The organism is Klenkia soli (assembly GCF_900103975.1).
GTDB classification, from domain to species: domain Bacteria; phylum Actinomycetota; class Actinomycetes; order Mycobacteriales; family Geodermatophilaceae; genus Klenkia; species Klenkia soli.
The window spans coordinates 175,550-188,544 of the sequence record NZ_FNIR01000011.1; the positions used below are offsets into that span (position 1 = coordinate 175,550).

The following is a 12,995-nucleotide window of genomic DNA, read 5'->3' on the forward strand; positions in this document are numbered from 1 at the left end:
GCTAGGCGGGGTCTTCGACCTCGCGGGCCTTGACCGCGTGGCCGCCGAACTGGTTCCGCAGCGCGGCGACGGCCTTCATGGTCGGGCTGTCGTCCTGCCGCGAGGAGAACCGGGCGAACAGCGACGCCGAGATCGCCGGCATGGGGACGGCGTGCTCGATGGCCTGCTCGACGGTCCACCGGCCCTCACCGGAGTCGGCCGCCCAGCCGGTGATGTCGTCCAGGCCCGGGTCCTCCTGCAGCGCGCGGACCAGCAGGTCCAGCAGCCACGACCGGATGACGGTGCCCTGGGTCCAGGACGCGATGACGCCGGGGACGTCCTCGACGAGGTCGACGGCGGCCAGCAGCTCGTAGCCCTCGCCGTAGGCCTGCATCATCGCGTACTCGATGCCGTTGTGGACCATCTTCGCGAAGTGCCCGGCGCCCACGGGGCCGGCGTGCACGAAGCCTGCGCCCTCGCCCGCCGGGGAGTCGCTCTCCTTGTCGACCGGCGGCTTGAGGGCGTCGAAGATCGGCTGGACCTTGGCGACGTCCTCCTTCGAGCCGCCGACCATCAGCGCGTAGCCGTTCTGCAGGCCCCAGACGCCACCGGACACCCCGGCGTCGACGTAGCCGATGCCCTTGGGGGCCAGCAGGTCGGCGTGCACCTGGTCGTCGGTGAACTTGGAGTTGCCGCCGTCGACGACGACGTCGCCGGCCTCGAGCAGCTCACCGAGCTTCTCGACGGTCTCGCGGGTCGGGTCGCCCGCGGGCACCATCACCCAGACCACGCGCGGCGAGGTCAGCGCACCGACCAGGGACTCGAGGCTGTCGACGTCCTGCAGCTCGGGCGAGCGGTCGTAGCCGACCACCTCGTGCCCCGCCCGGCGCACGCGCTCGCGCATGTTGCCGCCCATCTTGCCCAGTCCGATCAGGCCCAGCTGCACAGCGGTTCTCCTCGAGTCGGTGTCCTCCCGGGGCGGGCGGCACTGCCCTCCGGCGTCGTCGTGCACATCGTGCTCGCCCCGGTCCTGCGTCGCGCGTCGGGTCTCAGCCCGGCAGGCGGACCGGCATGATCAGGTAGCGGTAGGAGCCGGGGCGGACGGCGCCGTCCTCGCCCGGTTCCTCGTGGCCCGAGAGCACCGCGGGCTTGAGCGCGCTGGTGAAGTCCATGCGGGCGCGGTCGGTGTGCACTGCGGCCAACCCGTCGAGCAGGAAGGTCGGGTTGAACCCGATGGTCAGCGGGTCGCCGTCGAACTCGACGTCGCAGCTCTCCTCGGCCTGGCCGTCGTCGTCGGTGCCGCCGGCCCGCAGGGTGACCTGGCCGGGGGTGAACTCGCAGCGCAGCGGCGTGCCGCGCTCGGCGACCAGGGCCACGCGCTTGGCGGCGTCGGTGAACAGCCCGACCGGCAGCAGCGCGTGCGACGCCGACTCGTTGGGCATGATCGCGCGGTACTTCACGAACTCGGCGTCCAGCAGCCGGGTGGTGGTCTGCCGGTCCTTGCCCGACAGGCCCAGGATGCCCTCGCCGGAGCCACCGGAGGACAGCGACAGCACGACCTCCGGTCCGCTGGTCAGCGTCTTCGCCGCGTCGGCCAGGGTGCGGGCCGGGACCAGGACGGCGGCCGACAGCCCCGAGGTCTCCGGACGCCAGGCGAACTCGCGGACGGCCAACCGGTAGCGGTCGGTGGCGGCCAGGGTGACCCGGTCGTCCTCGATCTCCAACCGCACGCCGGTGAGCATCGGGAGGGTGTCGTCGCGCCCGGCGGCCACCGCGACCTGCGCGACGGCCTCGGCGAAGGCGTCGCTGTCGACGCTGCCGGCGGTGGAGGGCAGCGAGGGCAGGGACGGGTAGTCCTCGACCGGCAGGGTCGGGAGGGAGAAGCGGGCGTTGCCGCAGCGGATCTCCAGCCGCGAGCCCTCGGCGGTGACCTCGACCGGGTGCGGGGGCAGCGCGCGGGTGATCTCGGCCAGCAGGCGACCGGGCACCAGGGCCTTGCCGTCGTCGGTCGAGCTGACGTCGACCTCGGACCGCGCCGACACCTCGTAGTCGAAGCCGGAGACCGAGAGCGTGCTGCCCTGGACCTCCAGCAGGATCCCGGCCAGGACGGGGACCGACGGGCGCGGCGGCAGGCTGCGCGCCGTCCACGCCACGGCGTCGGCGATCACCTCGCGTGCGACCCGGAACTTCATCTCGTCGTCCACCCCTGCTCGTCGTCGTACCGGTCCTGCTGCGGGCGACAGTCTCCCCTGCCACGGAGCCCGGCGTCGAATCCCCCTCCTGCGGCCTGCGCTGTTGTTCCCGGGCCTCCCGGTCGACACGTCGACCGGCCCTGCACACCCAGTGTGTGGTTCGAGAACTCCTCGTCAGACATCCCTCATCACCGTCATCACAGGTGTGGGTACTGGGGACCGGGGCCGTCCGCGCAGGTCATCGGGGGTGCAGGCCTGTTCGCACGGTGTGGGCCGGTGACCGTCCACCTGGGGTCGACATGGGGACGAATCGGCTCCCGTCCACCGGTGACCGCCCCGCTCCACCCCTGGTCCACCCTCTCTCCCGGGTCCACCCCCGGTCCGTCCCCAGGGCACCCCTCCGGGGGACGGAGCTGGGGGGAAGCTGGGTACGCAGCCGGTCGACATGGGGATGCGGGTTCCCCAACCTGTGCACAGCTCTGGGGACAAGTCGACGGAGCCGACGAAGTCGACGCTGTGGGTCCGGCCGCGTCGCAGGGTCCCGGTGCGCGCGGAGCGTGTGCCGGGGGGCGACGTGGTCCTTCTCCTACTGGCGGGCGCGCGACTTGATGCGGGCGGTGAGCTCCGTGACCTGGGTGTAGGTGGCGCGGCGCTCGCCCATCAAGCCGGTGATCTTCTTGACCGCGTGCATGACCGTGGTGTGGTCCTTGCCGCCGAACGAGGCCCCGATGCGCGGCAGCGACAGCTCGGTGAGCTCGCGGCACAGGTACATGGCGATCTGCCGGGCGTTGACCAGCGTGCGCGACCGGTTGGCGCCCTGCAGCTCCTCCATCGTCACGGAGAAGTACTCGGCGGTGGCGGCCATGATGATCGCCGCGGTGATCTGCGGGCCCTGCTCGTCGCTGATCAGGTCCTTGAGCACGAGCTCGGCCAGCGCGAGGTCGACCGGCTGCTTGTTCAGGCTGGCGAAGGCGGTGACCCGGATCAGTGCGCCCTCGAGCTCGCGGATGTTGGTCTGCACCTTGCTGGCGATGAACTCCAGCACCGGGTCGGGGGCCTGCAACCGCTCGCCGTAGGCCTTCTTGCGCAGGATCGCGATGCGGGTCTCGAGGTCGGGCGCCTGGACGTCGGTGATCAGGCCCCACTCGAAGCGGGTGCGCAGCCGGTCCTCCAGCGTCGTCAGCTTCTTCGGCGGGCGGTCGCTGGTGATGACGATCTGCTTGCTGGCGTTGTGCAGCGTGTTGAAGGTGTGGAAGAACTCCTCCTGGGTGCGCTCGGCGCGCTCCAGGAACTGGATGTCGTCGATCAGCAGGAAGTCGATGTCCCGGTAGCGACGGCGGAAGTCCTCGGCCCGGCCGGAGTGCACCAGGTTGATGAACTCGTTGGTGAACTCCTCGGTCGAGACGTACCGGACCCGCACGTCGGGGAACATGCGTGCCGCGTAGTGCCCGATCGCGTGCAGCAGGTGGGTCTTGCCCAGCCCGGAGTCGCCGTAGACGAACAGCGGGTTGTAGGCCCGCGCCGGCGCCTCGGCCACCGCGACGGCCGCGGCGTGGGCGAACCGGTTGCTGTTGCCGATCACGAAGCTGTCGAAGACGTACTTGGGGTTCAGGCCCAGGTCACCGCCGCTGGAGCGACGGTCGCCGAACTGGGACGGCGCGCCGGTGCCCCGGCCGCCGGACGAGCCGGACGTGCTGCTGTCGTCGGCGTCCCACGGGGCCGGGCGCCGGGGGTCGCTGCGGGGGGAGTCCCAGGGGGCCCCGTTGCCGCGGGACCAGTCGCGGCCGTCACCGGACTCGGGCAGCCAGACGTCGCTGCGGGCGGCATCGGTGCGCACCCCGAAGGCGCTGCGGCCGTCGTCCTCCTGGGCGCGGGCAGCACGGTCCTCGGCGTCCCGGTCGCGCTCGGCCCGCTCGCGGGCCTCGGCGTCCCGCTGGTCGCGGTCGGTGTGGTCCTCGCGGTCCCACTCGGACCGCCGCGGGGGGACGTCGCGGGCCGGTGTCTCGCGGACCGGGGGGACGTCGTCGGCGGGGACGGACGGCGGCACGTCCTCCAGCTGGACGGCGACCTTGGTCTCCCGGCCGAACTCGGCGGTCAGCGCATCGGTCAGCGCCGTGCGGATGCGGGACTCCAGCACCGTCTGGGTGAACTCGTTGGGCGCGGCCAGCACGAAGACGCCCTCGACCAGGCCCAGCGGGCGGGTCAGGTTCAGCATGGCGTTCTGCTGACGGGTCAGGTCACCGGACAGCCGTGCCCGGATCCGGTCCCAGACCGGTCCCAGCTCGCTGGTGGTGTCGACCATCGACTGCCGTCCCTTCCGTCCCCGTGTGTGCCTGCTGCGCGTCCGCCGGTCCGGCCGCTCGTGCCCCGTCCGGTCCACCGGTGTGGACCGGGTCAGGCACCCCGGGTCCACACGGCTGTCCACAGAGTGTGGACGACGGGTGGGGACGTGCTGTGGTCGATGGTGGTCGGGCTGCCCGCTGCCGGGTGATCCGCCCTGCTCAGCGGGCTGCACGCGGTTGTGGACCGAGCACGGTGCCGGGCGTGGTCCGGAGGTCCCCGATCCGCGTCCCGGGATCGTGCCGTCGGGCCGTGGGCTCGGCGACGCTAACAGCTCCATCCACAGGCGGGCAACGACACCGGTGTGCTTCGCCGGCGCCGGCGGGCGGTGGCTCCGGCCGTGGCCGACCGCCGCCGGGTGGGCCGACTCGGCTATGCTTCTCGGCGTCTGCGACCAGCGGGCGGTTCCCGCGTGCCCGGCATGCGGTGGGCCGGTCCTGGTGGCAGCACCACCAGCCTCGGTGCTGGCAGGGGTCTCGCGCAGTTCGTCGTGCCCGACCTCCCGCCTGCTCCGCCGCGTGACCACCTCGACGGTGGTCACCGCCTCGTCGTCACCAGTGGGAGTACCTCGTGAGCAAGCGCACGTTCCAGCCGAACAACCGTCGCCGGTCCAAGACCCACGGCTTCCGGCTCCGGATGCGTACCCGCGCCGGCCGCGCCATCCTTGCCGGCCGCCGCCGCAAGGGGCGCGAGAAGCTCTCCGCCTGACGTGCTGCCTGCGCAGGCCCGCCTGCGCCGGCGTCCGGAGTTCACCGTGGTCGTCCGCTCCGGCCGGCGTGCCGGGCGTCCGACCCTGGTGGTGCACTACCTCCCCGAACGGCCCGTCGTCCCCGGCGGGGGTCTCACCGACCCCCCGAGCGGACCACGGGCCGGTTTCGTGGTGGGCAAGGTCGTCGGCAACTCGGTCCGTCGGCACCGGGTGACCCGCCAGCTGCGGCACCTGGTCCGCGACGAGCTGCACCGGTTGCCGCCGGCGGCCGACCTCGTCGTCCGGGCCCGGCCCGAGGCCGGGGACGCCGACCTCGCGACCCTGCGCCGCGACCTCGGTCGCGGCCTCGACCGCGTGCTGGACCGGGCATGAGCCTGCCCGCCCGCGCCCTGCTGGGCGCGATCGGCTTCTACCGCCGGGGCATCAGCCCGCTGCTGGGCCCGCGCTGCCGCTTCACCCCGACCTGCAGCGAGTACGCGCAGGAGGCCGTGCAGGTGCACGGCGCCGCGCGCGGTGCCGGGCTGGCGGTGGTCCGGATCGTCAAGTGCGCCCCGTGGCACCGCGGTGGCATCGACCTGGTGCCGGCGCCCCGCCGGTCACGCGGAACCGCCCAGCTGATCCACTCGTCGGACACAGGGACCCGCTCCCCCGACCCTGCCGCCCCCACGGAGGCCCGCGTTGCTTGACTGGCTGTACACCGCGATCGCGTGGGTGATGAAGCAGTGGCACGCACTGTTCTCCACCTTCCTCGACCCGGCCGGCGGCATCGCCTGGGCCCTGTCGGTGGTCATGCTCGTGGTGACCATCCGCGTCCTGCTGTTCCGGCTGTTCGTCAAGCAGGTCAAGAGCCAGCGGGCGATGCAGGAGATCCAGCCCGAGATCCAGAAGCTGCGCAAGCAGTACGGCAGCGACAAGCAGGGCTTCAGCCAGGCCATGATGGCCATGCAGAAGGAGCGCGGGGTCAACCCGCTGGCCGGCTGCCTGCCGATCCTGCCCCAGATCCCGATCTTCATCGGCCTGTTCCACGTCCTGCGGCGCATCGCCCCCGGCAAGCAGGGTCTGTACAGCTGGGACTTCGACCTCACCCAGCAGGCGGCGAGCGCCAAGCTGTTCGGCGCCCCGATCGCGGCCTCGTTCAACATGATGGAGCCGAAGAAGAGCGCCATCCTCGCGCTCACCGACGGCAGCTACGTCAACATCCGCATCGTGGCGATGATCTTGATCGTCATCATGTGCTTCACGACCTTCTACACCCAGAAGCAGATCCAGAAGCGCTCCGGCCCGGTCGAGGGCCAGGCCGCCACGATCCAGAAGCTGCTGCTCTACGGCATGCCGATCAGCCTCTTCGTCTCGGGCTTCTTCTTCCCGATCCTGGTGCTGCTCTACTGGTTCACCAACAACCTGTGGACCCTGGGCCAGCAGTTCTACATCCTCAAGAAGCTGCCCCCGCCCGGGTCGCCGGCCGCGCTGGCCAAGGCCGAGGCCGAGAAGCCGAAGATCGACCCCAAGCTGCTGGCGCCCAAGCCCGGTGCCAAGCCCGTCCGCCCGCGCAAGGGCCCGGCCGCCACGTCCGTCGCCGACCCGACCGAGGCCGCCGAGGCCGACCAGGCCGACCAGGACCTCGACGCCGGCACCCGGGCGGTCGACCCGGCCCCCGAGAGCGGCAGTGCGTCGAGCACCGGCGGCGCGTCGAGCAGCGGCGCGGCGCGGGCCGGTGGGTCCAGTCGTCCGCGGGCGTCGGGCGGCACGGCCGGACCGGCCAACCGGGGCAAGCGCAAGCGGCGCTGACCCACCCCGGGCGCGGACGACGCGCCCCCTCCCACCTCCGGGCCCCGCCCCGGCCGCCGGCACTCCCGTAGGAGAGACCCCGTGAGCACACCGCAGAGCAGCACCGAGAACGTCACCGACGCCGCCTCCGACACCTCGCCCGACACGGACACCGACACCGACACCGTGCTGCCCGACGCCGACCCGGTCGACGCCGACGCCGTGGTCGAGCCCGCCGTGGTCGTCGAGACCGACGACGAGGACGAGGACGAGGACGACGAGGAGGCCGACGACCTGCTCGTCCAGGAGGGCGACGTCGCCGGGGACTACCTCGAGCGGTTGCTGGACATCCTCGACGTCGACGGCGACATCGACCTGGACGTCGAGGGTGACCGGGCCTCGGTGGCGGTCGTGGGTGGCGAGCTGCGCACGCTCATCGGGCCGGACGGCGCGACGCTCGAGGCGCTGCAGGAGCTGACCCGGCTGGCCGTGGCGCAGTCCACCGGGACCCGCAGCCGGCTGATGCTGGACATCGGTGGTTTCCGCGCCAAGCGCCGGTCCGACCTCACCGAGCTCGCCGGCCAGGCCGCGTCCCGGGTGGCCGCCAGCGGGACGTCCGAGCGGCTGGCCCCGATGAACCCGTTCGAGCGCAAGGTGGTGCACGACGTCATCTCCGCGGCCGAGGGTGTGCGCAGCGAGTCCGAGGGCGAGGAGCCGAACCGCCGCGTCGTGGTCCTGCCCGCCTCGTGACCGACCCGCAGGTCCCCGGTCTCCCGGACGAACCGGCCCTGGCGGCCGGCGCGTTCGGGGACCGGTTGCCCCAGGCCCGCCGGTTCGTCGAGCTGCTGGCCACCGACGGCGTCGAGCGCGGTCTGATCGGGCCGCGCGAGGTGCCGCGGCTGTGGGAGCGGCACGTGCTGAACAGCGTCGCCGTCGCCGAGGCCGTGCCGCACGGGGCCCGTGTGGTGGATGTGGGCAGTGGGGCCGGGCTGCCGGGCATCCCGCTGGCCCTCGCCCGACCCGACCTCGCGATGACCCTGGTCGAGCCCATGGCCCGCCGGGTCGAGTTCCTGGGCGACGTGGTCGCCGACCTCGGTGTCGAGTGGCGGGTCGTGCGCGGCCGCGCCGAGGAGAAGTCGGTCGCTCGCGCGGTCGGCGAGGTCGACGTCGTGACCGCGCGGGCCGTGGCTCCCCTCCCCCGCCTCGTCGGTTGGGTGCGGGGGTTGCTGCGGCCGGGTTCGCAGCTGGTGGCCCTGATCGGCGCCTCGGCCGCCGCCGAGGTGCCCGGCCTGGTCCCCGAGCTGACGGCGGCCGGCATGCGGGACGTCCACGTCCGTGCCGTGGGCAGCACGCTCGGCGACGCCGCCACCCAGGTCGTCGTCATGACGCGCGGCGGCCGCTGAGCAGTGGGGTTCGGTCGACTCGTCGACCCGTACGCTGACCGTGGAACACATCCACGGCAGGCGTTTCACGTGGAACTGGCTACAGCGACCCGACGTGCGTTCCACGTGGAACACGATCGGGTGAGGAGGACTTCGGCATGACGGACCCGGGCGAGCGGCTGCGCAGCAGTCTGGCCGCCGATCTGCCGCCGGCCGCAGCCGAGTTCGACAGCCCCATCGCGATGGAGGCCATGCGGGCCACCCGCGTGCTGCACGCCGGTGACCAGGACCCGTTCCCGGCCCCCGGCCGGATCCGGGTGCTGACGATCGCCAACCAGAAGGGCGGAGTTGGCAAGACGACATCCACGGTGAACCTCGGCGTCGCCCTCTCGCTGTTCGGTCTCCGGGTGCTGGTCATCGACCTCGACCCGCAGGGCAACGCCAGCACCGCCCTCGGGGTCGAGCACGTGGTGGGCACACCGTCGATCTACGACGCCCTGGTGGGTGAGGCCACGCTGGCCGAGGTCACCCACCCCACCACGGCCTCCCCCAACCTGCGCTGCGTCCCGGCCACCATCGACCTGGCCGGCGCCGAGATCGAGCTGGTCAGCGTCGTGGCCCGCGAGCACCGGCTGCGCCGGTCGATCGAGGCCCACCTGCACGCACTGCCCGCCGAGGAGCGCCCGCACTACGTGCTCATCGACTGCCCGCCCTCGCTCGGGTTGCTCACGCTGAACGCGCTGGTGGCCGGGGACGAGGTGCTGATCCCCATCCAGTGCGAGTACTACGCGCTCGAGGGGCTGGGTCAGCTGCTCTCGAACATCGAGCTCGTCCGCGCGCACCTGAACCCGGGCATCGTGGTGAGCACCATCCTGCTGACCATGTACGACGGCCGCACCAAGCTCGCCGACCAGGTCGCCGACGAGGTGCGCAACCACTTCGGCGAGCTGGTGCTCAGCTCGGTCATCCCCCGCAACGTGCGGGTGAGCGAGGCGCCCGGCTACGGGCAGTCGGTGCTCACCTACGACCCGGGTTCACGTGGATCCACCAGCTACGTCGAGGCGGCCCGCGAGCTCGCCGTCCGCGGGGCCGACCTCGGTCCCCTCGTCCCCGTGCAGCAGGCCCCTGCTGCCGTGGCACCCGTCGCGGCCCCGCCGCTGAACGCGCTCGTCCTCGGTCAGTCCGCGGCGGCCCGATCCCAGGAGGACTCATGAGCAAGCGTGGCGGTCTCGGCCGGGGCCTGGCGGCCCTCATCCCGACCAGCGCTCCGGCGCCCACGGCCACGCCGGCGGCCAAGGCCGCCGAGGCGGTGGAGGCCGCTGCCGAGCGGGCCGCGGCCGGTCTGGGTCCGGTGTCGGCGCCGGTCACGCTGGCTCCGGTCGCCGACCTGCCGGCCGACGTCGTCGGCGTTCCCGGTGCGTCGCTGCGCGAGGTGGCCGTCGGGGACGTCGTCCCCAACCCGAAGCAGCCGCGGCTGGTCTTCGACGACGAGGCGCTGGAGGAGCTGACCTACTCCGTCAAGGAGTTCGGTCTGCTGCAGCCCATCGTGGTCCGCGAGCGCGCCGAGGGCGGCTACGAGCTCATCATGGGCGAGCGGCGCCTGCGGGCTGCCCGGGCCGCCGAGCTGGAGACCGTGCCGGCGATCGTCCGGGACACCTCCGACGACGCGATGCTGCGCGACGCCCTGCTGGAGAACATCCACCGGGTGCAGCTGAACCCCCTCGAGGAGGCCGCGGCCTACCAGCAGCTGCTGGAGGAGTTCGGCGCCACCCACGAGGAGCTCGCGTCGAAGATCGGTCGGAGCCGCTCCCAGGTCACCAACACCATCCGGCTCATGAAGCTGCCGGTGAAGGTGCAGACCCGGGTCGCCGCCGGCGTGCTCTCGGCGGGCCATGCCCGGGCGCTGCTCGGTCTGCCGACGAACGAGGCCATGGACGCCCTGGCCACCCGGATCGTCGCCGAGGGCATGAGCGTGCGTGCGACCGAGGAGGCCGTCGCGCTGGCGGTCGCCCACCAGCCCGAGGCGAAGCGGAAGTCCGGGCGCACCATCACCGCCCCCGGGGTCGAGGACCTCGCGCACCGGTTGTCCGATGCGTTCGAGACCAAGGTCAAGGTGCAGATCGGCCGGGCCAAGGGTCGGATCGTCGTCGAGTTCGGCTCGGTGGACGACCTGCAGCGGATCGTCGGCATGATGGCCCCCGACATCACCGGCCGGAGCCAGACACCGCCGCCCGCCTGATTGCGTCACTGACGCAATCAGGCGCGGGCGGCGGCCTGACGCAGCAGGGTCGTCAGGACGTCGCCGAGCCGGTGCCCGGCCGCCTCGACGGCCATGGGGAACATCGACGTCTCGGTGAGCCCGGGCGAGACGTTCACCTCGAGGAAGTGCACCGCGCCGTCGGCGTCGACGATCAGGTCGGTGCGCGACAGGTCGGCGAGCCCGAGCTCCTCGTGCACGGTGACGGCCACCTCGGCGGCCCGGCGGGCGACGTCGTCGGGCACCCGGGCGGGCGAGTGGTACTCGGTGAGGCCCGGTGTGTACCGGGAGGTGTAGTCGAACACGCCGGACTCGGGGGTGATCTCGACGGCGGGCAGCGCGTGCGGCCCGTCACCCAGGTCGACCACCGAGACGGCCAGCTCGATGCCCTCGACGAACCGCTCGACCAGCACCGTGTCGCCGTAGGCGAAGCAGCTGACCATGGCGGCCGGGAGGTCCTCGACCCGGCTCACCTTCTGGGCCCCGAGGGCGGATCCGCCCGAGGCGGGCTTGACCATGAGCGGCAGCCCGAGCCGGGCCACGATGAGGTCGAGCACCGCACCGGCACCCAGCTCGCGGAAGGTGGAGTGCGGGAGCGCGACCCAGTCCGGGGTGGTCACCCCGGCGGACCGGACGACGGACTTGGCCGCCGGCTTGTCCCACGCCAACCGGCAGGCCGCGGCCGGAGACCCGACGTAGGGGATCCCGGCCAGGTCGAGGACAGCACGCACGGCGCCGTCCTCACCGGTGGAGCCGTGCAGGGCGATGAACACCGCGTCGGCGGGCGCCGCAGCCAGCCCGGGGAGCAGGTCGCCGTCGGCGTCGCGCAGCTCGGCATCCAGCCCGGCGCGCAGCAGGGCCTCGACCACCTGGGTGCCCGAGGACAGGCTGACCTCGCGCTCGAAGGTCAGCCCACCGGCCAGCACCACGGCGCGCAGCAGGTCGGTCTCGACGTCGGCGGGTGCGCTCACGGCTGGTCCCCGATCTGGTCGGTCGACGCCGGGCCGACCAGCGAGGGGCTGGCCGGCGTGCTGCCGACCCTGCGGAAGGTCCCGGTGTCGACCCCGTCGAAGGTGGAGTGCAGGTCGAGCTCGGCCTCGACCACCCGGGCCAGCCGGCGCACCCCCTCGCGGATCTGGTCGGGCTCGGGGTAGCAGTAGCTCAGCCGCATGTACTCCTTGCCCTGGCCGTCGGCGTAGAAGCCGATGCCCGGCACGTAGGCGACGTGCGCACTCACCGCGCGGGGCTGCATGAGCTTGGCGTCCAGGCCGCGCGGGAGCTTCAGCCACACGTAGAACCCGCCGTCGGGCTTGGTCCAGGTGGTGCCCGGCGGCATGAGGGCGCTCAGGGAATCCAGGCAGGCGTCGCGGCGCTCGCGGTAGAGCTCGATGAAGGTCTTGATCTGCTGCTGCCAGGGCTGGGTGTCCAGGTACCGGGCGACGGCGTACTGGGTCAGGGACGGCGGGCAGAGCACCTGCGCCTCGGTGGCCAGCACGAGCTTCTCGCGGACCGCGAGCGGGGCCAGCACCCAGCCCACGCGCAGACCCGGGGAGAAGGTCTTGGAGAACGAGCCCAGGTAGATGACCCGCTCGGCGTCGCGCGCCCGCAGCGCCCGCATCGGCTCGCGGTCGAAGCCGAGCAGGCCGTAGGGGTTGTCCTCGACCACGAGCAGGTCGTAGCGGTCGGCGATCTCCATGACCTTGCCGCGGCGCTCCTCGGTGAGCGTGATGCCGGCGGGGTTGTGGAAGTTGGGGATCGTGTAGAGGAACTTGACCTTGTCACCGCGCGCCCGGCACTCGATGAGCGCGTCCTCGAGCGCCTCGGGGACCAAGCCCTCGTCGTCCATGAGCACGTGCTGCACGCGGGCCTGGGCGGCCTGGAAGACCCCGAGGGCACCCACGTAGGACGGCGCCTCGGCCAGGATGACGTCGCCGGGGTCGACGAAGACGCGGGTCACGAGGTCCAGCCCCTGCTGGGAGCCGACGGTGACCACGACCTCGGACGGCGAGGCGTCGGTGATGCCCTCGAGCGCCATGACGTCGCAGATCCGCTCGCGCAGCCGGGGGTCGCCCTGGCCGGAGCCGTACTGCAACGTCTGCGCGCCCATGCCCGACACCAGCTCGCCGATCATCGAGCCGACGGCGTCCAGCGGCAGGGCGGTGACGGCCGGCATGCCGCCGGCCAGCGACACCACCTCGGGTCGGCTGACGACGGAGAAGAGGGCCCGGATCTCCGAGCTCTTCATGCCGTGGGTGCGGGCGGCGTAGCGGTCGGCCAGCGGGTCCAGCCGCGGGTGACGCGCCGGGACCGGGACCTGGCCGGGGACCGCTGCGCCGACCGGGGGGTCAGGCGTCGGGGAAGGCATCGCC

General features: G+C 72.7%; 13 protein-coding genes. 8 read left to right on the plus strand and 5 right to left on the minus strand.

Annotated features, from left to right (window positions below):
* Position 1: 1 nt before the first annotated feature.
* The 3 genes from gnd to dnaA all read right to left on the minus strand — a co-directional run bounded on the left by gnd (position 2) and on the right by dnaA (position 4,473).
* Entirely contained in the window at positions 2-925 is a 924-nt protein-coding gene (gene gnd / locus BLS67_RS17595; RefSeq protein WP_091247576.1) for a phosphogluconate dehydrogenase (NAD(+)-dependent, decarboxylating), read from the minus strand.
* 103 nt (positions 926-1,028) lie between these two features.
* On the minus strand, positions 1,029-2,183 hold the full coding sequence (dnaN, locus tag BLS67_RS17600; RefSeq protein ID WP_242654165.1) for a DNA polymerase III subunit beta: 1,155 nt from the start codon (positions 2,181-2,183) through the stop codon (positions 1,029-1,031).
* A 574-nt stretch (positions 2,184-2,757) separates the two neighbouring features.
* Entirely contained in the window at positions 2,758-4,473 is a 1,716-nt protein-coding gene (dnaA, locus tag BLS67_RS17605; RefSeq protein WP_207500702.1) for a chromosomal replication initiator protein DnaA, read from the minus strand.
* Between the two features lie 608 nt (positions 4,474-5,081).
* Between dnaA and rpmH the strand changes: the two genes are divergently transcribed.
* From rpmH to BLS67_RS17645, 8 genes are all read left to right on the plus strand, one after another.
* Positions 5,082-5,219, plus strand: coding sequence for a 50S ribosomal protein L34 (gene rpmH / locus BLS67_RS17610; protein ID WP_040338882.1), 138 nt, complete (start codon positions 5,082-5,084; stop codon positions 5,217-5,219).
* A 1-nt stretch (position 5,220) separates the two neighbouring features.
* The gene (gene rnpA / locus BLS67_RS17615; RefSeq protein ID WP_091247578.1) at positions 5,221-5,592 is read left to right on the plus strand and encodes a ribonuclease P protein component; all 372 of its coding nucleotides are present in this window, start codon (positions 5,221-5,223) and stop codon (positions 5,590-5,592) included.
* Positions 5,589-5,906: a membrane protein insertion efficiency factor YidD gene (gene yidD, locus BLS67_RS17620; RefSeq protein WP_091247580.1), complete on the plus strand. Its 318-nt coding sequence runs from the start codon at positions 5,589-5,591 to the stop codon at positions 5,904-5,906. Before rnpA ends, yidD begins: the two co-directional genes overlap by 4 nt.
* Positions 5,899-7,008 carry a membrane protein insertase YidC gene (gene yidC / locus BLS67_RS17625; RefSeq protein ID WP_165617644.1) on the plus strand — a complete coding sequence of 370 codons (1,110 nt, stop codon included), beginning with the start codon at positions 5,899-5,901 and terminating at the stop codon, positions 7,006-7,008. Before yidD ends, yidC begins: the two co-directional genes overlap by 8 nt.
* An 81-nt stretch (positions 7,009-7,089) precedes the next feature.
* On the plus strand, positions 7,090-7,737 hold the full coding sequence (locus BLS67_RS17630) for a Jag family protein (protein ID WP_091247582.1): 648 nt from the start codon (positions 7,090-7,092) through the stop codon (positions 7,735-7,737).
* Complete coding sequence (gene rsmG, locus BLS67_RS17635) at positions 7,734-8,390, plus strand: 16S rRNA (guanine(527)-N(7))-methyltransferase RsmG (protein ID WP_091247583.1); 657 nt, start codon at positions 7,734-7,736, stop codon at positions 8,388-8,390. The genes BLS67_RS17630 and rsmG overlap by 4 nt, the downstream gene beginning before the upstream one ends.
* Positions 8,391-8,527: 137 nt before the next feature.
* Entirely contained in the window at positions 8,528-9,583 is a 1,056-nt protein-coding gene (locus BLS67_RS17640) for a ParA family protein (protein ID WP_091247585.1), read from the plus strand.
* A complete protein-coding gene (locus BLS67_RS17645) occupies positions 9,580-10,608 on the plus strand; it encodes a ParB/RepB/Spo0J family partition protein (protein WP_091247586.1) in 1,029 nt (342 codons plus the stop codon). Before BLS67_RS17640 ends, BLS67_RS17645 begins: the two co-directional genes overlap by 4 nt.
* Before the next feature lie 17 nt (positions 10,609-10,625).
* On the opposite strand, the gene BLS67_RS17650 is transcribed toward BLS67_RS17645, so the two are convergent.
* Together BLS67_RS17650 and BLS67_RS17655 are read right to left on the minus strand one after the other, a co-directional pair.
* Entirely contained in the window at positions 10,626-11,597 is a 972-nt protein-coding gene (locus tag BLS67_RS17650; RefSeq protein ID WP_091247588.1) for a D-alanine--D-alanine ligase family protein, read from the minus strand.
* On the minus strand, positions 11,594-12,991 hold the full coding sequence (locus tag BLS67_RS17655) for an aminotransferase-like domain-containing protein (RefSeq protein ID WP_207500703.1): 1,398 nt from the start codon (positions 12,989-12,991) through the stop codon (positions 11,594-11,596). Before BLS67_RS17655 ends, BLS67_RS17650 begins: the two co-directional genes overlap by 4 nt.
* Positions 12,992-12,995: the final 4 nt, after the last annotated feature.

What these genes read in the sequence shown, in the direction of transcription:
- dnaA (WP_207500702.1), bottom strand. Translation starts at nt 4,473, where the DNA reads ATGGTCGACACCACCAGCGAGCTGGGACCGGTCTGGGACCGGATCCGG.
- yidD (WP_091247580.1), top strand. Translation starts at nt 5,589, where the DNA reads ATGAGCCTGCCCGCCCGCGCCCTGCTGGGCGCGATCGGCTTCTACCGC.
- BLS67_RS17640 (WP_091247585.1), top strand. Translation starts at nt 8,528, where the DNA reads ATGACGGACCCGGGCGAGCGGCTGCGCAGCAGTCTGGCCGCCGATCTG.
- BLS67_RS17645 (WP_091247586.1), top strand. Translation starts at nt 9,580, where the DNA reads ATGAGCAAGCGTGGCGGTCTCGGCCGGGGCCTGGCGGCCCTCATCCCG.
- BLS67_RS17655 (WP_207500703.1), bottom strand. Translation starts at nt 12,991, where the DNA reads ATGCCTTCCCCGACGCCTGACCCCCCGGTCGGCGCAGCGGTCCCCGGC.